General features: G+C 58.0%; 29 protein-coding genes. 27 read left to right on the top strand and 2 right to left on the bottom strand.

The window, feature by feature from the left end; all coding sequences use genetic code 11:
- Nucleotides 1-33 precede the first annotated feature (33 nt).
- The 27 genes from I9182_RS07480 to I9182_RS07350 all read left to right on the top strand — a co-directional run bounded on the left by I9182_RS07480 (nucleotide 34) and on the right by I9182_RS07350 (nucleotide 22,890).
- Complete coding sequence (locus I9182_RS07480) at nucleotides 34-885, top strand: hydroxymethylglutaryl-CoA lyase (protein WP_209504457.1); 852 nt, start codon at nucleotides 34-36, stop codon at nucleotides 883-885.
- 1 nt (nucleotide 886) lies between these two features.
- The gene (locus I9182_RS07475) at nucleotides 887-1,669 is read left to right on the top strand and encodes a crotonase/enoyl-CoA hydratase family protein (protein ID WP_209597684.1); all 783 of its coding nucleotides are present in this window, start codon (nucleotides 887-889) and stop codon (nucleotides 1,667-1,669) included.
- Between the two features lie 193 nt (nucleotides 1,670-1,862).
- The gene (locus I9182_RS07470) at nucleotides 1,863-2,228 is read left to right on the top strand and encodes an NADH-quinone oxidoreductase subunit A (RefSeq protein ID WP_209504455.1); all 366 of its coding nucleotides are present in this window, start codon (nucleotides 1,863-1,865) and stop codon (nucleotides 2,226-2,228) included.
- Nucleotides 2,219-2,752 carry an NADH-quinone oxidoreductase subunit B gene (locus tag I9182_RS07465; RefSeq protein WP_209504454.1) on the top strand — a complete coding sequence of 178 codons (534 nt, stop codon included), beginning with the start codon at nucleotides 2,219-2,221 and terminating at the stop codon, nucleotides 2,750-2,752. The genes I9182_RS07470 and I9182_RS07465 overlap by 10 nt, the downstream gene beginning before the upstream one ends.
- A gap of 12 nt (nucleotides 2,753-2,764) precedes the next feature.
- Nucleotides 2,765-3,370 (top strand): NADH-quinone oxidoreductase subunit C, encoded by a 606-nt coding sequence (locus I9182_RS07460; RefSeq protein ID WP_209597682.1) that lies wholly within the window; start codon nucleotides 2,765-2,767, stop codon nucleotides 3,368-3,370.
- A complete protein-coding gene (locus I9182_RS07455) occupies nucleotides 3,370-3,543 on the top strand; it encodes a hypothetical protein (RefSeq protein ID WP_010442775.1) in 174 nt (57 codons plus the stop codon). Before I9182_RS07460 ends, I9182_RS07455 begins: the two co-directional genes overlap by 1 nt.
- A 123-nt stretch (nucleotides 3,544-3,666) precedes the next feature.
- The gene (locus I9182_RS07450) at nucleotides 3,667-4,890 is read left to right on the top strand and encodes an NADH-quinone oxidoreductase subunit D (RefSeq protein WP_209504451.1); all 1,224 of its coding nucleotides are present in this window, start codon (nucleotides 3,667-3,669) and stop codon (nucleotides 4,888-4,890) included.
- Nucleotides 4,890-5,990 (top strand): NADH-quinone oxidoreductase subunit NuoE, encoded by a 1,101-nt coding sequence (gene nuoE, locus I9182_RS07445; RefSeq protein WP_209597680.1) that lies wholly within the window; start codon nucleotides 4,890-4,892, stop codon nucleotides 5,988-5,990. The genes I9182_RS07450 and nuoE overlap by 1 nt, the downstream gene beginning before the upstream one ends.
- Nucleotides 5,991-6,020: 30 nt before the next feature.
- Nucleotides 6,021-6,242, top strand: coding sequence for a DUF5337 domain-containing protein (locus I9182_RS07440; protein WP_209598087.1), 222 nt, complete (start codon nucleotides 6,021-6,023; stop codon nucleotides 6,240-6,242).
- Between the two features lie 12 nt (nucleotides 6,243-6,254).
- Entirely contained in the window at nucleotides 6,255-7,553 is a 1,299-nt protein-coding gene (gene nuoF / locus I9182_RS07435; RefSeq protein ID WP_209504919.1) for an NADH-quinone oxidoreductase subunit NuoF, read from the top strand.
- A gap of 5 nt (nucleotides 7,554-7,558) precedes the next feature.
- Nucleotides 7,559-7,975, top strand: a complete 417-nt coding sequence (locus I9182_RS07430) for an MAPEG family protein (protein WP_209597677.1) — start codon at nucleotides 7,559-7,561, stop codon at nucleotides 7,973-7,975.
- Nucleotides 7,976-8,012: 37 nt separating this feature from the next.
- Entirely contained in the window at nucleotides 8,013-8,363 is a 351-nt protein-coding gene (locus I9182_RS07425; protein WP_209504448.1) for a hypothetical protein, read from the top strand.
- Nucleotides 8,360-8,866 carry a DUF5333 domain-containing protein gene (locus I9182_RS07420; RefSeq protein WP_348540389.1) on the top strand — a complete coding sequence of 169 codons (507 nt, stop codon included), beginning with the start codon at nucleotides 8,360-8,362 and terminating at the stop codon, nucleotides 8,864-8,866. Before I9182_RS07425 ends, I9182_RS07420 begins: the two co-directional genes overlap by 4 nt.
- Nucleotides 8,867-8,871: 5 nt before the next feature.
- The gene (nuoG, locus tag I9182_RS07415) at nucleotides 8,872-10,893 is read left to right on the top strand and encodes an NADH-quinone oxidoreductase subunit NuoG (RefSeq protein ID WP_209597676.1); all 2,022 of its coding nucleotides are present in this window, start codon (nucleotides 8,872-8,874) and stop codon (nucleotides 10,891-10,893) included.
- Nucleotides 10,890-11,105 carry a hypothetical protein gene (locus tag I9182_RS07410; protein ID WP_209597674.1) on the top strand — a complete coding sequence of 72 codons (216 nt, stop codon included), beginning with the start codon at nucleotides 10,890-10,892 and terminating at the stop codon, nucleotides 11,103-11,105. The genes nuoG and I9182_RS07410 overlap by 4 nt, the downstream gene beginning before the upstream one ends.
- Nucleotides 11,098-12,135 (top strand): NADH-quinone oxidoreductase subunit NuoH, encoded by a 1,038-nt coding sequence (gene nuoH, locus I9182_RS07405; RefSeq protein WP_117868407.1) that lies wholly within the window; start codon nucleotides 11,098-11,100, stop codon nucleotides 12,133-12,135. The genes I9182_RS07410 and nuoH overlap by 8 nt, the downstream gene beginning before the upstream one ends.
- Before the next feature lies 1 nt (nucleotide 12,136).
- Nucleotides 12,137-12,631, top strand: coding sequence for an NADH-quinone oxidoreductase subunit NuoI (nuoI, locus tag I9182_RS07400; protein WP_209504445.1), 495 nt, complete (start codon nucleotides 12,137-12,139; stop codon nucleotides 12,629-12,631).
- Nucleotides 12,628-13,038 carry a carboxymuconolactone decarboxylase family protein gene (locus I9182_RS07395; RefSeq protein WP_152458579.1) on the top strand — a complete coding sequence of 137 codons (411 nt, stop codon included), beginning with the start codon at nucleotides 12,628-12,630 and terminating at the stop codon, nucleotides 13,036-13,038. Before nuoI ends, I9182_RS07395 begins: the two co-directional genes overlap by 4 nt.
- Nucleotides 13,035-13,637, top strand: coding sequence for an NADH-quinone oxidoreductase subunit J (locus I9182_RS07390; RefSeq protein ID WP_209597672.1), 603 nt, complete (start codon nucleotides 13,035-13,037; stop codon nucleotides 13,635-13,637). Before I9182_RS07395 ends, I9182_RS07390 begins: the two co-directional genes overlap by 4 nt.
- Nucleotides 13,637-14,170, top strand: a complete 534-nt coding sequence (locus I9182_RS07385; protein ID WP_209597670.1) for a hypothetical protein — start codon at nucleotides 13,637-13,639, stop codon at nucleotides 14,168-14,170. Before I9182_RS07390 ends, I9182_RS07385 begins: the two co-directional genes overlap by 1 nt.
- Nucleotides 14,167-14,472 (top strand): NADH-quinone oxidoreductase subunit NuoK, encoded by a 306-nt coding sequence (nuoK, locus tag I9182_RS07380; protein ID WP_005984024.1) that lies wholly within the window; start codon nucleotides 14,167-14,169, stop codon nucleotides 14,470-14,472. Before I9182_RS07385 ends, nuoK begins: the two co-directional genes overlap by 4 nt.
- A 6-nt stretch (nucleotides 14,473-14,478) precedes the next feature.
- Nucleotides 14,479-16,629, top strand: a complete 2,151-nt coding sequence (nuoL, locus tag I9182_RS07375; protein ID WP_209597668.1) for an NADH-quinone oxidoreductase subunit L — start codon at nucleotides 14,479-14,481, stop codon at nucleotides 16,627-16,629.
- The gene (locus I9182_RS07370; protein ID WP_209597666.1) at nucleotides 16,629-18,173 is read left to right on the top strand and encodes an NADH-quinone oxidoreductase subunit M; all 1,545 of its coding nucleotides are present in this window, start codon (nucleotides 16,629-16,631) and stop codon (nucleotides 18,171-18,173) included. The genes nuoL and I9182_RS07370 overlap by 1 nt, the downstream gene beginning before the upstream one ends.
- A gap of 15 nt (nucleotides 18,174-18,188) precedes the next feature.
- Nucleotides 18,189-19,631, top strand: coding sequence for an NADH-quinone oxidoreductase subunit NuoN (gene nuoN / locus I9182_RS07365; RefSeq protein WP_209597664.1), 1,443 nt, complete (start codon nucleotides 18,189-18,191; stop codon nucleotides 19,629-19,631).
- Between the two features lie 54 nt (nucleotides 19,632-19,685).
- Nucleotides 19,686-20,435 carry a biotin--[acetyl-CoA-carboxylase] ligase gene (locus I9182_RS07360; protein ID WP_209597663.1) on the top strand — a complete coding sequence of 250 codons (750 nt, stop codon included), beginning with the start codon at nucleotides 19,686-19,688 and terminating at the stop codon, nucleotides 20,433-20,435.
- 11 nt (nucleotides 20,436-20,446) lie between these two features.
- A complete protein-coding gene (locus I9182_RS07355) occupies nucleotides 20,447-21,226 on the top strand; it encodes a type III pantothenate kinase (protein WP_209504438.1) in 780 nt (259 codons plus the stop codon).
- Nucleotides 21,223-22,890, top strand: a complete 1,668-nt coding sequence (locus tag I9182_RS07350) for a ribonuclease J (RefSeq protein ID WP_209504437.1) — start codon at nucleotides 21,223-21,225, stop codon at nucleotides 22,888-22,890. Before I9182_RS07355 ends, I9182_RS07350 begins: the two co-directional genes overlap by 4 nt.
- 10 nt (nucleotides 22,891-22,900) lie before the next feature.
- Here I9182_RS07350 and I9182_RS07345 read toward each other — a convergent pair whose 3' ends face one another.
- Nucleotides 22,901-23,602 (bottom strand): NUDIX hydrolase, encoded by a 702-nt coding sequence (locus I9182_RS07345; RefSeq protein WP_209597661.1) that lies wholly within the window; start codon nucleotides 23,600-23,602, stop codon nucleotides 22,901-22,903.
- A 25-nt stretch (nucleotides 23,603-23,627) separates the two neighbouring features.
- Nucleotides 23,628-24,026, bottom strand: a complete 399-nt coding sequence (locus tag I9182_RS07340; protein WP_209504435.1) for a DUF983 domain-containing protein — start codon at nucleotides 24,024-24,026, stop codon at nucleotides 23,628-23,630.
- Between the last annotated feature and the right edge of the window lie 156 nt (nucleotides 24,027-24,182).

Genomic DNA, 24,182 nt, shown 5'->3' with positions numbered 1-24,182 from the left:
TTGGAATGAGAGCAAGCCATAAGGGGTTCTGACATGGGTGATCTGGTCGAAATCTATGAGGTTGGACCGCGCGACGGGCTGCAAAACGAAACCCGTGAGATACCGGTTGCCGACAAAGTGGCGCTGATCGACTGCCTTAGCCGCGCCGGGTTCCGTCGGATCGAAGTTGCAAGCTTTGTCTCTCCCAAATGGGTGCCCCAAATGGCGGGATCGGCGCAGGTTCTGGCCGGCATAACCCGGGCGGACGGAGTGCGGTACGCGGCGTTGACGCCGAATATGCGCGGGTACGAGGATGCGCTGGCCGCCAAAGCGGATGAGATTGCCATTTTTGCGTCTGCTTCCGAGGGGTTTTCCAAGGCAAACATCAATGCCTCGATCGCCGAGTCAATCGAACGGTTCACGCCGATACTCGAAGCGGCGCGCCATATCGACCTTCCGGTTCGCGGCTATGTCTCTTGCGTGACGGATTGCCCTTATGACGGCCCGACCCCGCCCGAGAAAGTGGCCGAAGTTGCCGATCGCCTGTTTGCGTTAGGCTGTTACGAGGTGTCATTGGGGGACACAATCGGGCAGGGCACACCAGACAAGATCGCTCATATGCTTCTGGCGGTTAGGGAAAGGGTTCCTGTGACGCGGCTTGCGGGGCATTTTCATGACACCAATGGGCGTGCAATCGACAATATCGATGCGGCACTTTCGCTGGGGGTGCGCGTGTTCGACGCGGCCGTGGGTGGGCTTGGCGGTTGCCCGTATGCTCCGGGGGCCGCAGGCAATGTCGCGACTGAAACCGTTGCAGCGCATTTGCAACGGTTGGGCTATCAAACCGGTCTGGATATCGATGTGGTCGAAGAGGCCGCGCATATGGCCAGGGCGTTGAGGGGCTAACATGTTCGAAACAATCTCGATTTCAGCAGACGAACGCGGTGTTGCCACGTTAACTCTGGACCGGGCAGATAAGCACAACGCGCTGTCGGGTCAAATGATTACCGAGCTGACACAGGCCGCGTCGCAGTTGGGGCAGGATGGCGCTGTCCGAGCGGTCGTTCTGACTGCTGCGGGAAAGACGTTTTGCGCCGGTGGTGATTTGGGATGGATGCAGGACCAGATGGCGGCCGACAAGGCGACGCGATTTGTCGAGGCGCGCAAGCTGGCCGAGATGTTGCAGGCGTTGAACACAATGCCCAAACCCTTGATCGGGGCGTTGCAAGGCAATGCCTTTGGCGGAGGCGTTGGGATGGCCGCCGTTTGCGATGTCGCCATCGGTGTAGATAGTCTGAAGATGGGGCTGACCGAGACCCGACTGGGCCTGATTCCGGCGACAATCGGCCCTTATGTTATCGCTCGGATGGGTGAGGCGCGGGCACGGCGTGTGTTCATGTCGGCACGGTTGTTCGATGCGCACGAAGCGGTTGATCTGGGATTGCTGGCAAAGGTTGTTCCCCCCGAGCAACTTGCGACCGCGATAGAAGATGAAGTCCGGCCCTATCTTTCGTGCGCGCCGGGGGCAGTCGCGTCAGCCAAGGCTCTGGTTCAAACTCTGGGACCACGTATTGATGGTGCTACAATCGACCAGACCATTAACGAACTGGTCGAACGCTGGGAAACAGAAGAGGCGCGTGAAGGAATCGCGGCGTTCTTCGAAAAACGTAAACCTGCATGGAATAAGTAAGTTTACCGAGTTTCCGCAAGCCAATGCAAAACGCGCGAAATGCGATTCTATGCCGCGCTGTCAAGCGTATGTTTGATGGTGAACGGGGCTGTGTTCGGTTGACCCTCTGACCCGGCAGGGATAGAGAATGTCCAGTCAACACGCCAATTGACGGCGCACCCGACAAGATGCGTGCGCAAGAAAGGAGCTATTCGTGGAAGACCTGCTGCGGGAGTACCTCCCGATTCTGGTGTTTCTGGCCGTTGCCGTAGGCCTTGGAATCGTCCTGATTCTTGCCGCCGTTGTACTGGCTGTCCGCAATCCCGACCCCGAAAAGGTCAGCGCATATGAATGTGGCTTCAACGCCTTCGACGATGCGCGAATGAAATTCGACGTCCGATTCTATCTGGTCTCGATTCTCTTCATTATCTTCGATCTTGAGATCGCATTCCTGTTTCCCTGGGCCGTCGGGTTCCGCGATATCAGCGATGTCGGCTTCTGGTCCATGATGGTGTTCCTGGCAGTGCTGACCATTGGCTTTGCCTATGAATGGAAGAAAGGGGCCCTGGAATGGGAGTGATGACGGGTGCAAATACCGCTGGCGTCGACAAGGAAGTCGCGACCCAGGCCCTGAATGCCGAGTTGCAGGACAAAGGTTTCCTGCTGACCTCGAGTGAGGATATCATCAACTGGGCCCGTACCGGTTCGCTGCACTGGATGACCTTTGGTCTGGCCTGCTGCGCGGTTGAAATGATGCACACCTCGATGCCGCGCTATGATGCGGAACGTTTCGGTATCGCCCCGCGCGCCTCTCCGCGCCAATCTGACGTGATGATCGTGGCTGGCACGCTGACCAACAAGATGGCCCCTGCCTTGCGCAAGGTTTACGACCAGATGCCCGAGCCGCGCTATGTGATCTCGATGGGGTCCTGCGCGAATGGCGGTGGTTACTACCACTATTCCTATTCCGTCGTGCGTGGCTGTGACCGGGTTGTTCCGGTGGACATCTACGTGCCCGGCTGCCCTCCGACCGCCGAGGCGCTGCTTTACGGTCTGCTACAGCTACAACGCAAAATCCGCCGCACCGGCACAATTGTACGCTGAGGGGAAGGGTAGATGAGCGAAGCACTCAAGGAACTCGGCGCGCAGCTGGAAATCAAACGGTCTGATTGTGTTCTGTCCTGGGATGTGACCCATGGCGAACTGAACGTCGATGTGGCCCAGTCGAACCTTGTGGAATTTGTCGAGTTCCTGAAGACTGACCAGAACTGCAAGTTCTCGACTCTGGTGGACATCACCGGTGTCGACTACCCCGAACGCGCCAAGCGGTTCGATGTGGTTTATCACTTCCTGTCGATGTACCAGAACCAGCGCATCCGCCTGCGGGTTTCGATCCGGGAAGAGGATATGGTGCCTTCAATTGTCGACGTGCACCCCTCGGCCAACTGGTTTGAACGCGAAGTGTTCGACATGTTCGGTATCCTGTTCTCGGGCCATCCGGACCTGCGGCGCATCCTGACGGATTATGGTTTCCGCGGCTATCCTCTGCGCAAGGATTTCCCGACCACTGGCTACACCGAAGTCCGCTATGACGAGGCGCAGAAACGCGTCGTCTACGAGCCGGTCTCGCTGGTGCAGGAATACCGTCAATTTGATTTCATGTCCCCATGGGAAGGCGCGAACTATATTTTGCCGGGGGATGAAAAGCAGGAGACCGAATAATGGGTGGCATCTGGTGGCTGATCCTGTCTGCGCTAACCATCATTCCGATGGTGAAGATTTTGCCGTTCTTCGGGATCAACAAATACTGGTGCCTTCTGTGTCTGGTTCCCTTTGGCACGATCGCGTTGTTGTGGTGGGTCGGGCTGAAACTGCAAGAGTTGGAGCGCCGCTGAGATGATGGGTGAGTTGATCATACTGGGCGCGTTAGGGGTTCTACTGGCCGGAGCTGCGGTCAAGGTGACCGAGGCGGAAAAGGTCCGGGTTCGGGCCGAAGCAAAGAAGAAACGAGGGCGTTGATGGACGGCTCAAGATACGATGACGGCAGCACGGACGCGCTGAGCGGCGAGCAGAAGATCCGCAATTTCAACATCAACTTCGGCCCGCAACACCCGGCGGCGCACGGGGTTTTGCGTCTTGTGCTTGAGCTGGACGGCGAGATTGTCGAGCGCTGCGACCCGCATATAGGCTTGCTGCACCGTGGCACCGAAAAGCTGATGGAAAGCCGGACCTATCTGCAAAACCTGCCGTATTTCGACCGTCTGGACTATGTGGCACCGATGAACCAGGAACATGCCTGGTGCCTAGCCATTGAAAAGCTGACCGGGGTCGAGGTGCCGCGTCGTGGCTCGCTGATCCGGGTTCTGTATTCCGAGATCGGGCGCATTCTGAACCACCTGCTGAACGTCACCACGCAGGCGATGGACGTGGGCGCGCTGACCCCGCCTTTGTGGGGCTTTGAAGAACGCGAAAAGCTGATGGTGTTCTATGAACGTGCCTGTGGTGCCCGCCTGCACGCCGCTTATTTCCGCCCCGGTGGTGTACATCAGGACCTGCCGCCGGAATTGCTGGATGATATCGAGGCATGGAGCCACGAATTCCCCGCTGTTCTGGACGATATTGACGGGTTGCTGACCGAAAACCGTATCTTCAAACAGCGTAACGCCGATATTGGCATTGTCACCGAAGATGACATCCAGAAATACGGCTTCTCGGGCGTGATGGTCCGTGGATCGGGGCTGGCCTGGGACCTGCGCCGCGCGCAACCCTACGAGTGCTACGACGAGTTCGAGTTTCAGATCCCGGTCGGCAAGAACGGCGACTGTTATGACCGCTATCTGGTGCGCATGGAAGAGATGCGCCAGTCGCTGCTGATTATCCGTCAGGCCATCGCCAAAATTCGCGAATGCCCCGGTGATGTTCTGGCACGCGGCAAGATTACCCCGCCGAAACGGTCAGACATGAAGACCTCGATGGAGAGCCTGATCCATCACTTCAAACTGTATACCGAGGGCTTCCACGTGCCTGCGGGCGAAGTCTACGCCGCCGTCGAGGCTCCCAAGGGCGAATTCGGCGTCTATCTGGTCGCCGACGGCACGAACAAACCCTACCGTGCCAAACTGCGCGCGCCAGGTTTCCTGCACCTGCAAGCCATGGACCACGTTGCCAAAGGCCACCAACTGGCGGATGTGGCTGCCATCATCGGCACCATGGACGTCGTATTTGGAGAGATTGACCGCTAATGCTCCGCCGTCTGCACCCCGATCAACCTGAAAGCTTTGCCTTTACTGCTGCCAACCAGCAATGGGCCGAAGCGCAGATCACCAAATACCCCGAAGGCCGTCAGGCCAGTGCGGTCATTCCGCTTCTGTGGCGCGCGCAGGAACAAGAGGGATGGCTGAGCCGTCCGGCGATTGAATCCGTCGCCGACATGCTGGGTATGGCCTATATCCGAGTGCTTGAGGTGGCCTCGTTCTACTTCATGTTCCAGCTGCAACCGGTCGGGTCAGTTGCGCATATTCAGGTTTGTGGCACGACCTCTTGCATGATCTGCGGGGCCGAGGACCTGATCGCTGTCTGCAAAGAGAAGATCGCGGCCAAGCCACACGTGCTGTCCGCCGATGGCAAGCTGAGCTGGGAAGAGGTCGAATGCCTTGGCTCCTGCACCAATGCGCCGATGGCGCAGATCGGTAAGGATTACTACGAAGACCTGACCGCCGAGAGCTTTGGCAAGATCCTTGATGATCTGGTGGAAGGCAAAGTTCCGACGCCGGGCCCGCAGAATGGTCGCTATGCGGCTGAACCGCTCAAGGGGCTGACCAGCCTGACGGAGTATGACAGCGGCAAAACGCGGTACAACGCCAGCGTCGGACTGGCCACCGATATTGGCGATACGGTCAAGCGTATCGATGGGACCGAGGTTCCGATCCTGACCCCTTGGTTGGGCAAGGATGGCAAAGCGGCTGCGACCAAAGCTGCACCGAAGCCGCCCAAAGCGCCAGCCCCGGCGAAACCCGCTGGGAAACAGGCCGCTGAGGCGAAGGCACCGAAAGAGGACCAGCCCGAAACACTGACAGGTGCGCGCGACGGCAAGGCTGATAACCTGAAACTGTTGAAAGGCGTAGGCCCCAAGCTGGAGCAGACGCTGAACGAGCTGGGCTTCTTCCACTATGATCAGATCGCTGCCTGGACACCGGAACAGGTCGCCTGGGTCGATGCACGGTTGAAGTTCAAGGGCCGGATCGAGCGCGATGGCTGGATTGAACAGGCAGCCATGCTTGCGGCGGGTGAGGAAACCGAATTTGCCAAACGTGCCAAGGAAGATGGCACCTACAAAGACTAAACGGGTGCCCCATCGGGGCATCGGGGGATGATGGACAAGGACAAGGATCAGGCTATAGCCCGAAAGGGCCGACATATCGGCATCGTCATTGCGGTGACGATGGTGATCTGGCTTGCCATGAACCTGTTCATTGGCCCCGCGCTGGGTTTGACAGCCCGGCACGCGCTGCTGTTTGATTTTGCTGCTCTGGCGGCATTCATTTATGCGGGTGTGAACATTTTTCAACTCTGGCGCATGCGTCAGGACAGCTGAAGGTAACGAATGATGCTGAAGGATCAGGACCGGATCTTTACCAACATCTACGGGATGCACGAACGCACGCTGAAAGGCGCGCAAGCCCGCGGGCATTGGGACGGCACAGCTGGCCTGATTGAAAAGGGCCGGGACTGGATCATTCAGACGATGAAGGATTCGGGGCTGCGCGGACGCGGCGGTGCGGGCTTCCCAACTGGCCTGAAATGGTCGTTTATGCCAAAGGAAAGCGACGGTCGCCCTTCCTATCTGGTTGTGAATGCCGATGAATCCGAGCCCGGCACCTGCAAAGACCGTGAGATCATGCGCCATGATCCCCACACGTTGATTGAAGGGTGTCTGATCGCCTCTTTCGCGATGAACGCACATACCTGCTATATCTACCTGCGCGGCGAATACATCCGCGAGCGTGAGGCATTGCAGGCTGCGATTGATGAGGCCTATGACGCGGGGCTTCTTGGCAAGAATGCCGCTGGTTCGGGCTGGGATTTCGATCTTTTCCTTCATCACGGGGCAGGGGCCTATATTTGTGGCGAGGAAACCGCCCTGATTGAAAGCCTTGAGGGCAAAAAGGGCATGCCGCGGATGAAACCTCCGTTCCCGGCGGGTGCGGGGCTGTATGGCTGTCCGACCACGGTAAACAACGTGGAATCCATCGCGGTGGTGCCGACCATTCTGCGTCGGGGTGCGGATTGGTTCGCTGGATTTGGTCGCCAGAACAACGCCGGTACCAAGCTGTTTGCGATCTCGGGCCACGTGAACAACCCATGTGTCGTCGAAGAGGCGATGTCGATCCCGTTCGAACAGCTGATCGAAACCCATTGCGGCGGCATTCGCGGCGGGTGGGATAATCTGCTGGCGGTTATCCCCGGTGGGTCCTCGGTTCCCTGCGTGCGCGGTGAAAACATGCGCGACGCGATCATGGATTTCGATTACCTGCGCAATGATCTGGGGTCGGGTCTGGGTACGGCAGCGGTGATTGTGATGGACAAATCCACCGACATCATCAAGGCGATCTGGCGCCTGTCGAAGTTTTACAAGCATGAAAGCTGTGGTCAGTGTACGCCGTGTCGCGAAGGCACCGGCTGGATGATGCGTGTGATGGATCGTCTCGTGCGCGGCGAGGCTGAACTGGAAGAGATCGACATGTTGTTCGACGTGACAAAACAGGTCGAAGGACACACGATCTGTGCCTTGGGTGATGCGGCCGCCTGGCCGATCCAGGGCCTGATCCGCAACTTCCGGGAAGAGATCGAAGACCGCATCAAGGCTCAGAAATCGGGCCGTATGGGTGCCATGGCAGCGGAGTGAACAAGATGGAAGTGTTTGCTGAATATAGCCACGCAATTGCGTCGGTTGTGCTATTCACACTGGTTGTATTGTTTCTGGCACCGTTTTCGGCACTGGCCAAACAAGCCAAGGGGCTGGCACCCGGTGCGACGCCAGAGCAGGACTATGCCGACAAGGCGTATCGCCTGAACCGGGCTTATCTGAATGGGACGGAAACACTTCCGGCATTTGTGACAGTAATTACAGCGGCGATTTTGCTTGGTGTCAGCCCGTTTTGGGTAAACCTGCTGGCCTCGGTGGCGCTGGTTGCGCGCTTGGCGATGCTGGTGGTGCACCTGAAAGGGATTGGCAAGCCAAGCAGCGGTCCGCGGACAATTCTGTATGTGATTGGCTGGGCGTGCATGGTCGTGATCGGACTTATGGCACTGGTGGCGGCGTTTTGATAGCGACGCAGTGGAACAGAAAACAAAGAGGGAAGGTATGAAGGCCCCGAAAGCCCTTATTGTTGTGTTGGCGCTGGCTGGTGTTTCTGCATGCGGTCTGGTGAAACCGTCTGCAGATCGGTTGTTGTTCGACGGCAAGTCCTTCAGGACCAAGGCGAAGGTTGTCGACAAGAAAACCTCGCCCGCGGACTTTACGGTAGTCGTCAAAGGCGTCTCTGCTTCACTCGACGGAGCGCGCGAGGCCGGACGTCACGAAGGCACAAAATTCTGCATCCAGAACTTCGGATCGTCGCGGATTGCGTGGAAGGTGGGCCCGGACACTGACCCGCAGAAGCTCAGCATCAGCGATGATCAACTGACATTTGCAGGAACTTGCCAGCGGCCATGACCGGTGTTTTTCCATATCATCGGTTGGTGCGCGGGGTGTTATTGCCTAGCAGCAGCGAACCGCTTCGTCTTGGACAGTCCAAGACGAAAGGAAAACCCATGTCTGTCATAAAACTAGTTGCCCTCGCATCGTTGATTGCCTTGCCGGTGGTGGCAGAAGCAAAGCCGCCCTTGAGGGATGTCAAAGAGATCGACAACGAACTCTACTACATCGCCATTGCAAATGAGATCTCCGAGTTCTGCCCATCGATCAGCGGGCGGCGATTGAAAGCGATTAGTGTGATGTGGGGACTGCGGTCCAAAGCGAATAATCTGGGGTACTCGGACACAGAAATCCGCTCCTATGTCGAGTCGGATGCTGAAAAGGATCGGATGCGGGCCAAAGGTGAGGCCTATCTGGCGAAAAACGGCGTGTCCTACGATAGCCCCGAAACATTCTGCTCTCTGGGGCAGAAGGAAATCCAAAGAAACAGCGCCATTGGCGTTTATTTGAGAGCGAACTGAGAGCCATGTCTGACCTCCGCAAGATCAATATCGACGGGCAGGAAATCGAAGTCGATGGTGCGATGACCCTGATACAGGCTTGTGAACAAGCCGGGGTCGAGGTGCCGCGTTTCTGCTATCACGAGCGTCTGTCGATTGCGGGAAACTGCCGGATGTGTCTGGTAGAAGTGGTGGGCGGACCGCCGAAACCGGCTGCCTCCTGCGCGATGCAAGTGCGCGATCTGCGTCCAGGGCCGGAAGGGCAGCCGCCGGTAGTCAAGACGAACTCTCCCATGGTCAAGAAGGCCCGCGAGGGAGTGATGGAGTTCTTGCTGATCAACCATCCGCTGGATTGCCCGATCTGCGATCAGGGCGGCGAATGCGATCTTCAGGATCAGGCGATGGCTTATGGCCTGTCCGGTTCGCGGTTCAAGGAAGCCAAACGCGCGGTCGATGATCTGGATCTGGGACCGCTTGTGGGCACGGCAATGACTCGCTGCATCAGTTGCACCCGCTGTGTGCGCTTCACGACCGAAGTCGCGGGGATCACCCAGATGGGTCAGACAGGGCGCGGTGAGGATGCCGAGATCACCTCGTATCTGAACCAGACGCTGGATTCGAACCTGCAGGGCAACATTATCGACCTGTGCCCGGTTGGGGCGCTGACCTCGAAACCTTATGCGTTTACGGCACGCCCGTGGGAATTGACCAAAACCGAAAGCATCGACGTCATGGACGCGCTTGGATCGAACATTCGTGTCGACACCAAAGGGCGCGAGGTGATGCGCTTCCTTCCTCGCAATCATGACGGCGTGAATGAGGAGTGGATCAGCGACAAAACCCGCTTTGTCTGGGACGGACTGCGTCGCCAGCGACTGGACAAGCCTTACATTCGCGAAAACGGTAAGCTGCGCCCGGCCTCATGGTCCGAAGCACTGACCAAGGCCGCAGAAGCGCTGAAAGGCGCCAAGAAACCCGCTGGCATCGTCGGTGATCTGGTGCCGGTCGAAGCCGTATTCGCGTTGAAGCAGATGATCGAAGGGCAGGGCGGTGTTGTCGAATGCCGCACCGATGGAACCAAGCTTCCGGCCGGGAACCGTGGCGCATATGCCGGGACCGCCGCGATTGAAGACATCGATGCCGCCGAGCGTATTCTTCTGATTGGCACCAACCCGCGCGATGAAGCACCGGTTTTGAACGCGCGTATCCGCAAAGCGTGGGCGCATGGGGCCGAAGTCGCTTTGGTGGGTCCAGCGGTCGATCTGACTTATGGGTACCATCATGTGGGCGATGATCGCGCGGCGCTGCAAAAGGTTGTCGACATGGGGGGCGACGAAGAAATCAGGGGCAAACGCTCGTTGGTCATCGTCGGGCAGGGCGCGCTGCAGGAAGCGGATGGTGCCGCTGTTCTGGCTGCCGCGCAAACGATTGCCGCAAATACGGAAAGCGGCCTGATCATTCTGCACACTGCGGCGTCGCGCGTGGGCGCGATGGATGTGGACGCCACCAACGATGGCGGCATGGAAGCAATTAATGCTGCGGATGTGATCTATAACCTTGGTGCGGACGAGGTCGAGATCGGCGAAGGCGCGTTTGTGATCTACCAGGGCAGCCACGGGGATCGGGGCGCACACCGCGCAGATGTGATCCTGCCGGGTGCGGCCTATACTGAGGAAAACGGTCTGTTCGTGAATACGGAAGGCCGTCCGCAACTGGCGATGCGTGCCGGGTTTGCACCGGGTGAGGCCAAGGAAAACTGGGCCATCCTTCGTGCGCTGTCGGCTGAACTGGGGGCGACGCTCCCCTATGACTCGCTGGCGCAGTTGCGTACAGCCTTGATCGAGGCGGTTCCGCATCTGGCCCGCATCGACGAAGTGATCGAGAACGAGGTTCAAGCGCTTGAGGCCGGATCTTTAGGCCAGGCGACCTTCCGCAACGCGATCAAGGATTTCTATCTGACCAACCCGATCGCGCGTGCCTCGCAACTGATGGCCGAGCTTTCGGCGCAGGCGCAGGCCCGCAAAGCTGAGAAGATTGCGGCGGAATGAACTATAGCAGTTTCATATCGCAAGCCAGCGCTGTGGTTGGATGGCACCTGACTGCACCGGAAATGTGCGTGAAACGAAAGAAAAAGGGTGGCGCAATGGCGGCAGATACTGTTTACACCAACGCGCCGACCCAGCCGCAGTTTGTGCAGGCATCTGGCCTTTGCATCGCGCGCGAAAAACGGAATACCCACGGTGTGAGGACCAATGGCTGAATTCTTTAACACCCCCGGCGGAATAGCCATCATCATTCTGGCGCAAGTGCTTGCTGTTGTTGCCTTCGTGATGATCTCGCTGTTGTTCCTTGTTTATGGCGATCGCAAGATCTGGGCCGCTGTCCAGATGCGCCGCGGCCCTAACGTGGTCGGCGTCTACGGTCTGCTGCAATCGGTGGCCGATGCGTTGAAATACGTCGTCAAAGAGGTCGTGATCCCCGCAGGAGCCGACCGTACGGTTTTCATCCTCGCGCCGCTCACCTCTTTCGTGTTGGCGATGATCGCCTGGGCGGTGATACCGTTCAACGATGGTTGGGTCCTGTCGGATATCAACGTCGCGATCCTCTATGTCTTCGCCGTGTCTTCGCTTGAGGTTTATGGCGTGATCATGGGCGGTTGGGCGTCGAACTCAAAGTACCCGTTCCTCGGCTCGCTGCGCTCTGCCGCGCAGATGATTTCGTACGAGGTTTCCATCGGCCTGATCATCATCGGTGTGATCATCTCGACCGGGTCGATGAATTTTGGTGACATCGTGCGGGCACAGGACGGCTCGTTCGGCTTTTTCAGCTGGTACTGGCTGCCGCATTTCCCGATGGTCTTCCTGTTCTTCATCTCGGCACTGGCCGAGACGAACCGACCACCGTTTGACTTGCCCGAAGCGGAATCGGAGCTGGTGGCAGGTTATCAGGTGGAATATTCGGCCACGCCCTTCCTGCTGTTCATGGCGGGCGAATACATCGCCATCTTCCTGATGTGCGCCCTGACGTCACTGCTGTTCTTCGGCGGATGGCTGTCGCCGATCCCGGGCCTGCCGGACGGTGTGCTGTGGATGGTCGCCAAGATGGCGTTCTTCTTCTTCATCTTCGCGATGGTCAAGGCCATCACGCCCCGCTACCGCTATGACCAGCTGATGCGGTTGGGCTGGAAAGTGTTCCTGCCGTTCAGCCTCGTTTGGGTGGTTTTTGTTGCCTTCGCGGCAAAATTCGACTGGTTCTGGGGCGCGTTTGCGCGTTGGAGCGTAGGAGGCTGATATGACCCAAATCGACTACACCCGCGCTGCCAAATACTTCCTGCTGCAAGACTTTTGGGTCGGCTTCAAACTTGGCATGAAGTACTTCTTCGCACCCAAGGCCACCGTGAACTATCCACACGAAAAAGGCCCCCTGTCCCCGCGCTTCCGGGGTGAACACGCCCTGCGTCGTTATCCCAACGGTGAGGAACGCTGCATCGCCTGTAAACTGTGCGAGGCAGTGTGCCCGGCGCAGGCCATCACCATCGACGCCGAACCGCGCGAAGACGGCAGCCGCCGCACCACGCGCTATGACATCGACATGACCAAGTGCATCTATTGTGGTTTCTGCCAAGAGGCCTGCCCGGTCGATGCCATCGTCGAAGGCCCGAACTTTGAATTCGCGACAGAAACCCGGGAAGAGCTGTTCTACGACAAGGAAAAACTCCTGTCGAATGGCGAACGCTGGGAAGCCGAGATCGCGCGCAATCTGGAACTGGACGCACCGTACCGATGACTGACAGCCCGACAAATCCGTTCGAGCTGATGATGAAGCAGGCTCAGGACATGGCCAAGGCGATGAACCCGGCGATGGAAAGCTTCTCGCCCAAAGGGTTCGAGGCGCTATGGCCGACCATGCCGAAAGAGGTCATGGAGATGATGTTCGGCAACACCGTCAACAAGGACGGGCTGGATGCCAAAACGCGCCTGTTGCTGACGCTGGCCGGGCTGACCTGCCAGGGTGCGCAGGCGGATTCGGCCGTTCGCCAGACCGTGCGTCATGCGCTTGAGGCGGGCGCAAAGAAACAAGAGATCGTGGAAACGATCGGTCAGATGTCGGTCTTTGCCGGCATCCCGGCCATGACCCGCGCGCTGGATCTGGCGCAAGAGGTCATGGGCGACAACGAGGATGAGGATCAATGACCGTCTTTGCCTTCTACCTGTTTGCCATCAGTGCCATCACCGGCGGGCTGTTTACGGTGATCAGCCGCCAACCGGTGCACTCGGTCCTGTGGCTGATCCTGGCGTTTCTGTCCTCGGCAGGGCTGTTCGTGCTGCTGGGGGCCGAGTTCGTGGCGATGCTGCTGATCATCGTCTATGTCGGCGCGGTCGCGGTTCTGTTCCTCTTCGTGGTGATGATGCTGGACGTGGACTTTGCCGAGCTCAAGGCCGAAATGGCGCGCTATATGCCGCTGGCCCTGCTGATCGGTCTCGTCATCCTGATGCAGTTCGTCATGGCCTTTGGGGCCTGGGACAGCGCGCAGGGGGCTGCGGCCAATCTGGCGCAGCCGGTCCCGGCAGACCGCCACAACACCGAGGCGCTTGGCCTCATCCTTTACGATCAATACTTCCTTCTGTTCCAACTGGCGGGCCTGATCCTGCTGGTGGCCATGATCGGAGCCATCGTTCTGACACTGCGCCACCGCAAGGACATCAAGCGTCAGGACATCATCGGCCAGATGATGCGCGACCCGGCCAAGGCGATGGAGTTGAAGGACGTGAAACCGGGGCAGGGGTTGTGATGAAAGCATACCTCAAAGCAGTATCGCTCATCTTAGCTGTGGGGATTTGGTCTTCCGAGGCTGTAGCCTGTTCTATAGTGACCCCTCCGTGGTGGGCAAATGAGAAGGTTAAGACGGCCAAAGACTGTTCGTTTACCGGTGGTGGGCGATTTGACTATTTGAGTGGAGATCAGGCGCACGACCTTGGTGACAGTAGAGTTTATCAGGTTCTCTACGAATTCACTGGAGAAAATGCGGTTGTCACGGACTGCAATACGGCTGAGCAAGTCCAAGTCTATGCTTTTGACGAAAGCGCTCAAACTGCGGCATGTGAGTCTCCTGCAAAAGTAGTTAACTATCTGAAACCGAGCGGCCCAATTGATTTGAGTGTGGGCAAAGGAATTGAAGACCTGTCCTCGAAGATCAAAAGGATGGGTTATCGCGCCAGCAGAGGTGTCAAATTCGACGAAATTGGTGCGCGACCTCGCGACTATCCAGATTTCTTCTGCGGCTGCAAACTCTACTACCCCGACTCGCCAGGAGCGAAGCTATGATCGGACTTGAACACTATCTTACGGTCGCGGCGACGCTGTTCGTCATCGGCATCTTCGGTCTCTTCCTGAACCGCAAGAATGTCATCATCCTGCTGATGAGCATCGAACTGATGCTGCTGGCCGTGAATATCAACCTCGTGGCGTTTTCCAGTTTCCTCGGCGATCTGGTCGGGCAGGTGTTCACGCTGTTCGTGCTGACCGTTGCGGCGGCCGAGGCGGCGATTGGTCTGGCCATTCTGGTCTGTTTCTTCCGCAACCGCGGCACCATCGCGGTTGAAGACGTCAATATGATGAAGGGGTAAGGGAACATGGAAACCACCATCCTCTTTGCCCCGCTGGTGGGCGCGCTGATTTGCGGGTTCGGCTGGAAGTTCATTGGCGAGAAGGCTGCCATGTGGACCGCCACGGGCCTGCTGTTTCTGGCCTGCCTGCTGTCCTGGATCGTGTTCTTTGCCTTCGACGGCCACACGCAGCAGATCGAGATCATGCGCTGGATCGAGAGCGGCTCGCTTTCGACAAGCTGGGCCGTCCGTCTGGACCGACTGACGGCAATCATGTTGATCGTGGTGACGACCGTCTCGGCGCTCGTGCACCTGTATTCCTTCGGCTACATGGATCACGACCCGCAATGGCGCGAAGGCGAAAGCTATAAGCCACGTTTCTTCGCCTATCTGTCCTTCTTCACCTTCGCCATGCTGATGCTGGTGACGGCGGACAATCTGGTGCAGATGTTCTTTGGCTGGGAAGGCGTGGGTGTCGCCTCATACCTGCTGATCGGGTTCTATTATCGCAAGCCTTCGGCCAATGCGGCGGCAATCAAGGCTTTCGTGGTCAACCGGGTTGGTGACTTTGGGTTTGCTCTGGGCATCTTCGCGCTGTTCTTCCTGACCGACAGTATCAACTTCTCGGATATCTTTGCCTCTGCTCCTGCCTTGGCCGAAGAAAAGCTGTATTTCCTGTGGGGGGAGTGGACCGCGATCGAAGTGATCTGCGTGTTGCTGTTCATCGGCGCTATGGGTAAGTCGGCGCAGTTGATCCTGCACACATGGTTGCCGGATGCGATGGAAGGCCCGACGCCTGTGTCAGCGCTGATCCACGCTGCGACCATGGTGACCGCAGGTGTCTTTTTGGTCTGCCGCATGTCCCCGCTGATGGAGTTCGCACCGGGCGCGACAGGTTTCATAACCGTTCTTGGGGCCTCGACTGCGTTCTTCGCTGCTACTGTTGGTCTGGTTCAGACCGATATCAAACGTGTCATCGCGTATTCGACCTGTTCGCAGCTGGGCTACATGTTTGTGGCGGCGGGCGTCGGCATGTATTCGGCGGCGATGTTCCACCTGTTCACGCATGCCTTCTTCAAGGCCCTGTTGTTTCTTGGGGCCGGTTCCGTGATCCACGCGATGCATCACGAACAGGAGATGACCGAATATGGCGGTCTGCGCAAAAAGATCCCCTATACCTTCTGGGCGATGATGATCGGCACTTTGGCGATTACCGGTGTTGGTATCCCGCTGACCACCTTTGGTTTTGCCGGTTTCCTGTCAAAAGACGCAATTATCGAGAGTGCCTATGCGGGCGGATCAAGCTATGGCTTCTGGTTGTTGGTCGTCGCTGCCGCGTTCACCTCGTTCTACAGCTGGCGTCTGATCTTCCTGACCTTCTATGGCGAGCCGCGCGGCGACAAGCACACGCATGATCACGCACATGAAAGCCCGATGGTGATGCTGGTGCCACTGGGAGTTCTGTCGCTGGGTGCGGTATTCGCGGGCATGATCTGGTACGGAAACTTCTTTGGCCATGCGGACAAGGTTGGCAAATTCTACGGTATTCCGGTTGCAGAAGCTTCAGAGCATGCCGAGGCCGGTGATCACGCGGCGGCGGATGCGTCGCACGGCGAAGACAGCCATGCCGATGAAAGCCATGCGGCTGACAGCCATGCTGATGAAGGTCATGGTGAGAAGGATGTCAAGGGTGGCGATCATCACTATGTCTTTGCGGGCGAGCCGGGTGAAGGTGCGCTTTATATGGCGCCGGACAACCACATTCTGGACGATGCGCATGCGGCCCCGAAATGGGTCAAGGTTTCACCCTTCGTCGCCATGTTGCTTGGCTTTGTCGTGGCCTATTGGTTCTACGTCGTGAACACATCGCTGCCGGCACGTCTGGCCGCGAACCAGCGTCCGCTGTACCTGTTCTTGCTGAACAAATGGTATTTCGACGAAATCTACGACGCGATCTTTGTCAAACCCACTATCGCTCTTGGCCGGTTCCTGTGGAAACGCGGTGACGGCAACACGATTGACGGCTTCCTGAACGGGGTTGCAATGGGCGTTGTTCCCTTCTTCACCCGCCTCGCAGGCAAGGCGCAGACCGGGTACATCTTTACTTACGCCTTCTGGATGGTTTTGGGCATTGCGGCCCTTGTCACCTGGATGTCGATCGGCGGAGGCGCACACTAATGGACAATATCCTATCTATTGTCACCTTTATCCCCGCCATCGCAGCAAGCATTCTGGCGCTGTTCCTGCACGGCAGCGACGTCGCGGCTCAGCGCAACGCCAAGTGGATTGCATTGCTGGCGACAACTGTGACGTTTCTGGTGTCAATTGGCATCTACACAGGCTTTGATCCTTCGAACACCGGCTTCCAGATGGTGGAAGAGGGTGAATGGCTGATGGGTCTGAAATACAAGATGGGCGTGGATGGCATTAGCGTTCTGTTCGTGTTGCTGACCACTTTCATCATGCCGCTGACCATTCTGGCCAGTTGGAATGTGACAGACCGCGTCAAGGAATACATGATTGCTTTCTTGCTGCTGGAAACGCTGATGCTGGGCGTGTTCATGGCGCTGGACTTGGTGCTGTTCTACCTGTTCTTTGAGGCGGGTCTGATCCCGATGTTTCTGATCATCGGTATCTGGGGCGGCAAGGATCGTATCTATGCCAGCTTCAAGTTTTTCCTTTACACCTTCCTTGGCTCGGTGCTGATGCTGGTGGCCATGGTCGCGATGTATGCTGACGCGGGCACCACGGATATCGAAGCTCTGATGGCCCATCAGTTCGCTTCCGAGAGTTTCAGCGTGTTGGGCATCTATATCACCGGCGGTATGCAGACGCTGATGTTCCTGGCCTTCTTCGCATCTTTTGCGGTGAAAATGCCGATGTGGCCGGTGCATACCTGGTTGCCCGACGCGCACGTTCAAGCGCCGACGGCGGGTTCGGTCGTGCTGGCGGCGATCCTGTTGAAGATGGGTGGCTACGGCTTCCTGCGGTTCAGCCTGCCGATGTTCCCGGTTGGCACGGCGGTGATGACTGATCTTGTGCTTTGGATGTCAGCCATAGCGGTTGTCTATACCTCGCTGGTGGCACTGGTGCAGGAAGACATGAAAAAGCTGATCGCGTATTCCTCGGTCGCGCATATGGGCTTTGTCACGATGGGCATCTTTGCAGCGAACCAGCAAGGCATTGACGGCGCGATTTTCCAGATGCTGAGCCACGGGTTCATCTCGGCCGCGCTCTTCCTCTGTGTCGGCGTGATCTATGACCGGATGCACACCCGCGAAATCGAGGCTTATGGCGGTCTGGTCATCCGGATGCCCGCCTATGCGCTGGTCTTCATGCTGTTCACCATGGCCAATGTCGGACTGCCGGGCACCAGCGGGTTTGTTGGTGAGTTCCTGACACTCATGGGCACATTTCAGGTCAACACCTGGGTGACTGCTGTTGCGGCGACCGGTGTGATCTTCTCGGCAGCTTACGCGTTGTGGCTCTACCGCCGCGTTGTCTTTGGGGATCTGATTAAGGAAAGCCTGAAGGCGATGACCGACATGAGCTCGCGCGAGCGGCTGATTTTTGCCCCGCTGATCGTGATGACGATCCTTCTGGGCGTTTACCCGTCGCTGGTGACCGATGTGATCGGCCAATCGACGACGGCACTCATTTCGAACTATGACACGGCTCTGGCCGCGGCTGAGGCTGCGACCCAGACTGCCGCTTCGCATTAAGGGAGCTTTGGAGACATGATCCAGGCTGATCTGACAATTATCCTGCCGGAAATCGTTCTGGCGATCTATGCGATGGTGGCTCTGTTGGGGGCTGTCTACACCTCGAGAGACGGGCTGGCTTCGGTTCTGGTCTGGACCACAGCGGGCTTGATGGCGGTCCTGGCGATCTGGATCGCAACCCAAGGCAGTGGCACCAACGTGGCCTTCAACGGCATGTTCGTAGATGACGGGTTCGCGCGTTTTGCCAAAGTTGCCATCCTTTTGTCGGCGGGTGCCGTACTGGTGATGAGCCAGGAATACATGGCACGCCGGGGTTTGCTGCGCTTTGAATATCCGTTGCTGGTGGCTCTTGCCGCCGTAGGGATGATGATGATGGTCAGTGCTGGCGATCTGATGTCTCTTTACATGGGGCTCGAGCTGCAATCCCTTGCGCTTTATGTTGTTGCCGCGCTGCGTCGTGACAGCGCGAAATCAACCGAAGCAGGGCTGAAGTACTTTGTTCTGGGCGCTCTCAGTTCAGGTCTGCTGCTGTATGGTGCGTCGCTGGTCTATGGGTTCACCGGCACGACACTGTTCTCGGGCATTATTCAGACGGTCCATCATGGGGACGTCTCGGTTGGTCTGTTGTTTGGCCTGATCTTCCTGATCTCGGGTCTGGCATTCAAGGTGTCGGCGGTTCCGTTCCATATGTGGACGCCAGATGTCTATGAAGGGTCGCCGACGCCAATTACGGCTTTCTTTGCCACCGCTCCGAAAGTCGCGGCAATGGCCTTGTTTGCACGTCTTCTGCATGACGCTTTCGGAGGCGTGGTCAAAGATTGGCAGCAAGTGATTGTTTTGCTGTCGGTGCTGTCGATGCTGCTGGGGGCGGTTGCCGCAATTGGTCAGCGCGACATCAAGCGACTGATGGCGTTCTCGTCGATTGCCCATATGGGCTATGCGCTGATCGGTCTGGCGGCTGGCACCGAGTTGGGTATTCAGGCGATGCTGATGTATCTGGCGATTTATGTGACCATGAACATCGGCACGTTTGCGTTTATTCTGATGATGGAACGCGACGGCAAACCCGTCACAGACATTGATGCGCTGCGCCAGTATTCCAAACGTGATCCGGGCAAGGCCCTTGCTGTTCTGATCCTGATGTTCTCGCTTGCCGGTGTGCCACCGATGCTGGGTTTCTTTGCAAAATTTGGTGTTTGGCGGGCTGGTGTAAGTGCCGATTTGACCGGCCTTGTTGTGGTTTCGGCCATCGCATCGGTAATTGGCGCCTTCTATTACCTGCGGATCGTGTTCTACATGTATTTCGGGGCCGAGAACGAGGACCCGATCGAAACGCGGTCGACACCTGTTCTGTGGGTCGCCCTGATGGGGTCCGCGGCGCTGATGCTGATCGGGGTCTTCTATCAGTTCGGGATCGAGGGAGCGGCCGCGGCCGCGGCAGCGACTCTTGTCAACTGAACGTTATGAACAATCTGAAAGAGGGGCTCGGTCGCGTGACCGGGCCTTTTTGATATGACCAAGTGGCCACAAGGCTATGGCCTGCACGAGGTGCAGGAAGTCGATAGCACACTCAACGAAGCGGCGCGGATTGCCCCCAATGCCCGTGGTCCTGTCTGGATCATGGCGCATCATCAGACGGCTGCGCGTGGGCGACGCGGACGGTCATGGGCCAACCCCATGGGCAACCTTGCAGCGACCCTTTTGATGCGCCCGGAAGGTGCGCCAGAACAAGCGGCACTGCGCAGTTTTGTTGCGGCATTGGCCCTGTTTGACGCTTGCGTCTCTGTGACGGGGCGTGCCGCGGGGTTGTCGTTGAAATGGCCCAATGACGTACTACTGAACGGTGGCAAGCTTGCTGGTATTTTGCTCGAAAGCGCCGGGCAGGGGCGCGGTGTGGCGTATCTGTCCATTGGTATTGGCGTGAATTTGGCCAACGCCCCGGACGCCGACGTGGTAGAACCGGGCGCGATCCGTCCCGTCTCGCTGTTGTCGGAAACCGGTGCAAACGTCACGCCCGAGGATTTTCTGACCGAGCTTGCCTCGGCCTATGCCAAATATGAAGCTCAGTTTGTTACCTACGGGTTCGAACCCATTCGCACTGCGTGGCTGTCCCGAGCTGCCCGGCTGGGCGAGGTTATCACGGCGCGTACCGGCACGTCTGAGACGGTTGGGACCTTCGAAACGGTGGACGCAGCCGGTAACCTTGTCTTAAACACCGCCAAAGGTCGCGTGAGCATTCCTGCGGCGGATGTCTATTTCTGAAAGGGGCACAGATGCTTCTGGCCATTGATTGCGGCAATACCAACACAGTGTTCTCGATCTGGGATGGTCAGGAATTTCTGTGCACCCTGCGCACCTCGACCCATCACGCACGCACGGCGGACGCCTATTTCACCTGGTATTCGACGCTGGTGAAACATTACGGGATCGAGGCGAATATCTCGGATGTCATCATTGCCTCGACCGTGCCGCGCGTCGTGTTCAACCTGCGCATTTTTGCAGATCGCTTTTTTGGGTGCAGGCCGTTGGTGGTGGGAAGGCCGGATTGCCTGTTGCCCGTGCCGCCGCGCGTGGATCAAGGAACTGTGCCGGGCCCGGATCGACTGGCCAACGCGGTCGGCGCATTTGACCGTCATGGCGGCAATGTCGTCGTGGTGGACTTTGGTACCGCAACAAATTTCGACGTTGTCGCCGCGGACGGTGCCTATGTGGGGGGCGTCATCGCTCCGGGTGTTAACCTCAGCCTTGAGGCTTTGCATCAGGGCGCAGCCGCACTGCCGCATATCGACATCACGCGTCCCGAGAAGGTGATCGGTACAAATACGGTTGGTTGTATCCAGTCGGGCGTGTATTGGGGATATTCCGGCCTGATCGAAGGGCTGATCGCGCGGATCAAGGCCGAATATGGAATGCCGATGAAAGTCGTGGGAACCGGAGGGTTGGCCCCCTTGTTCGATCAGGCCGACGTGGGGTTCGACGTAATCGAGGATGATTTGACGATGCACGGCTTGACCGTGATTCATCGCTACAACAAGGAAAATGGCTCGATATGAGCAGTGAAAGATTGATCTACCTGCCGCTGGGTGGCGCGGGCGAAATTGGCATGAATGCCTATGTGTACGGATATGGTCAGCCCGGGCAGGAACGCCTGATCCTGGTGGATCTGGGCGTCACCTTTCCCGATATGGACACAACACCGGGCGTCGACCTGATCTACGCGGATATTTCATGGTTGAAAGAACGGGCCGACCGGCTGGATGGCGTTTTCATCACTCATGCGCATGAAGACCATGTCGGCGCCGTGGCTCATTGCTATGAGGCACTGGGAGCCCCGGTTTATGCCCGGGCTTTCACGGCCAATATCGCGCGTCGCAAGATGGAAGAATATGCGCACCCGACCGATGTTGTGACAACCGTGTCCGCATGGCCCGAAAAGGTCTCAGTCGGACCGTTTACGGTGGGTTTCCTTCCAGTTTCACACTCGATCCCGGAAAGTGCTGCGTTGGTCATCGACACGCCCGCAGGGCGCGTGGTGCACTCGGGTGATTTCAAGCTGGATGTAAACCCGGTCGTGGGGGAACCCTTTGATCCCGACCTGTGGGCCGAGATTTCCAAGCCGGGCGTCAAGGCGTTGGTTTGCGACAGCACGAATGTTTTCTCGGCGCATCCGGGCCGTTCGGAATCCGAGGTCGGGCCAGAGATTACCAAACTGGTCGAAAGCGCCGAGGGTATGGTTGTGGCAACTACCTTCGCGTCGAACGTGGCACGGGTCAAAACATTGGCCGAGGCGGGCGCGCGCGCGGGGCGTTCGGTTGTGTTGCTGGGGCGAGCAATGCGGCGGATGATCGAAGCTGCAACAGAAACCGGTATCCTGTCGGACTTCCCCAAGGTGATCAGCGCGGAAGAGGCGTTGGACCTGCCGCGCCAGAACCTGATGCTGATCGTGACCGGCAGCCAGGGCGAACGCCGTGCGGCAAGTGCGCAACTGGCCCGTGGCAAGTACCGAGGTCTGGAACTGTCCGAAGGCGATCTGTTCCTGTTTTCGTCGAAAACCATTCCCGGAAACGAACGTGGCGTGATTTTCATCATGAACCAGCTCAGTGAAAAGGGCGTGGATGTGGTGGATGACAGCTCGGGCCTCTATCACGTCTCTGGCCATGCGAACCGGCCTGATCTTGAGAAGGTTCACGCGCTGATCGATCCACAAATTGTGATCCCAATGCATGGAGAGCACCGTCACCTGCGCGAGCATGTCAAACTGGCTGAGCAGGGTGGCAGAACTGGCGTGCTGGCCGTGAACGGCACCATGCTGGACCTCGGCGGCAATGCTCCTGTGGTGGTCGACTATGTAGAAACCGGGCGTACCTATCTGGACGGGTCGGTGAAAATCGGTGCGTTGGATGGCGTGGTACGGGACCGTATTCGCATGGCGCTGAACGGCCACGTAACTGTGACGGTTGTTCTGGATGAAGAAGACGAGCCGCTGGGCGAACCGTGGTGCGACACGATGGGCCTGCCCGAGGTCGGAACGTCCCGCGCCGGATTGGTCGAAGTATTGGAAGAAGACCTGAACCAGTTCCTGATGCGGGCTGCGGCCAAGACCCTACGGGATGACGACAAGCTGGAAGACGAAATGCGCCGGATCGTGCGTCAGACGGCAAAAGCGGAAATCGGCAAAAAACCCGAAGTGACGGTAGTTGTCAGCCGGATGCGGTGAAATTGACCTGTCAGTCGTGCTCGGGCATCGGATAGCCTCTGAGCCGCAGGAACAGATTGGCTTCTTCGTTGTTCTGATAGAATGGAACCGATATTGGCGGCTCGGGTGAGGTCACCCGGGCCGCGACCTCGGCCAGAACAACCTCGGTGATAAACGGCAGATCCAGATCGCGCGCACTATCCAGCTCCACCCATTGCAGATGCGACAGCTCGTCCGAGGCACGGCTGAAATCATCCAAGTCGCCCTGCAGCGCATCGGCATCGACCAGAAAGAACCGCGCATCGAACCGACGGGGGCGGCCGGGCGGTGTGACCGCGCGAAAAACAAATTGCAACGCAGCTGCCGACGGCACGTAACCCATGGCAGAAAAGCTCTGCCAGTCGTCGGGAATGCTGCCCGGCCAGTGTCCCGTCTGGCCCAGGACAAGTCCTGTCTCTTCCCAAAGCTCGCGAATTGCTGCGGCGGCAAGGGCGTGTTGTTTTCCGGATTCCGCCTGTTCCGCCAACCGCTCGGAACACAGGTCAGGCAATGTGGTCGCAAGCGGTACATCCGAATCCGCCGGATCGACCGCTCCGCCGGGGAATACGAATTTGTTGGGCATGAACACGGCCTTGGACCCACGTTGACCCATCAGGATCGACGGGTTGGTCCACCTGTTCCGCAAAACGATGACGGTTGCGGCGTCGCGGATGGCGGTCTTGTCGGTCGTCATGCCCAAAACAATCGTTTCTTGAGGCTCATGAATCGTTGCCAAAACCGTGCATACGACGCGCCCACTGATATGCGACCACAGCGCCTTTCAAGCGGGGGAGCAAAAACAGCGACAGTGCAACGCAAGCAATGGAAAACCCGATGGCCATCACCCATGGGTCCGGGCGCCAGTTCACATACGAGACGTGCAGGGCCGGGGCCAACAAGTGCCCAACCAGCAGGATCGTCAGATAGGCGGGCCCATCATCAGCGCGGTGATGAAACAGTTCCTGTCCACAGTTCGTGCAGGTGTCATTCACCTTCAGGTAGCTGTGCAACAGCTTGCCTTCGCCGCAATTAGGGCACTTGCACCGAAACCCTTTGACCAATGCAGGCCAGGTTTCACGCTCGCTCTGGGTTGTGGTGTCGATCGTCTGATCTGTCATAATATTACTCGCGCAGTAATCTTTGGCGGATAATGCGCCTGAACAGGTGATTTTTAAAGGGGGGTGCGTCGCTTTGCAACGCACCTCAGCTGAACTTCGTCGTGAAATACCACGCTGGTTCAAAAAAGTTGCTGGCACTGCGACGGAATTCCCTAC

This window comes from Ruegeria sp. HKCCSP351, from assembly GCF_017872535.1.
GTDB lineage: Bacteria > Pseudomonadota > Alphaproteobacteria > Rhodobacterales > Rhodobacteraceae > Ruegeria.
Note: the sequence above shows the minus strand (reverse complement) of the source record. Positions and strands in the feature narration are given on the sequence as shown.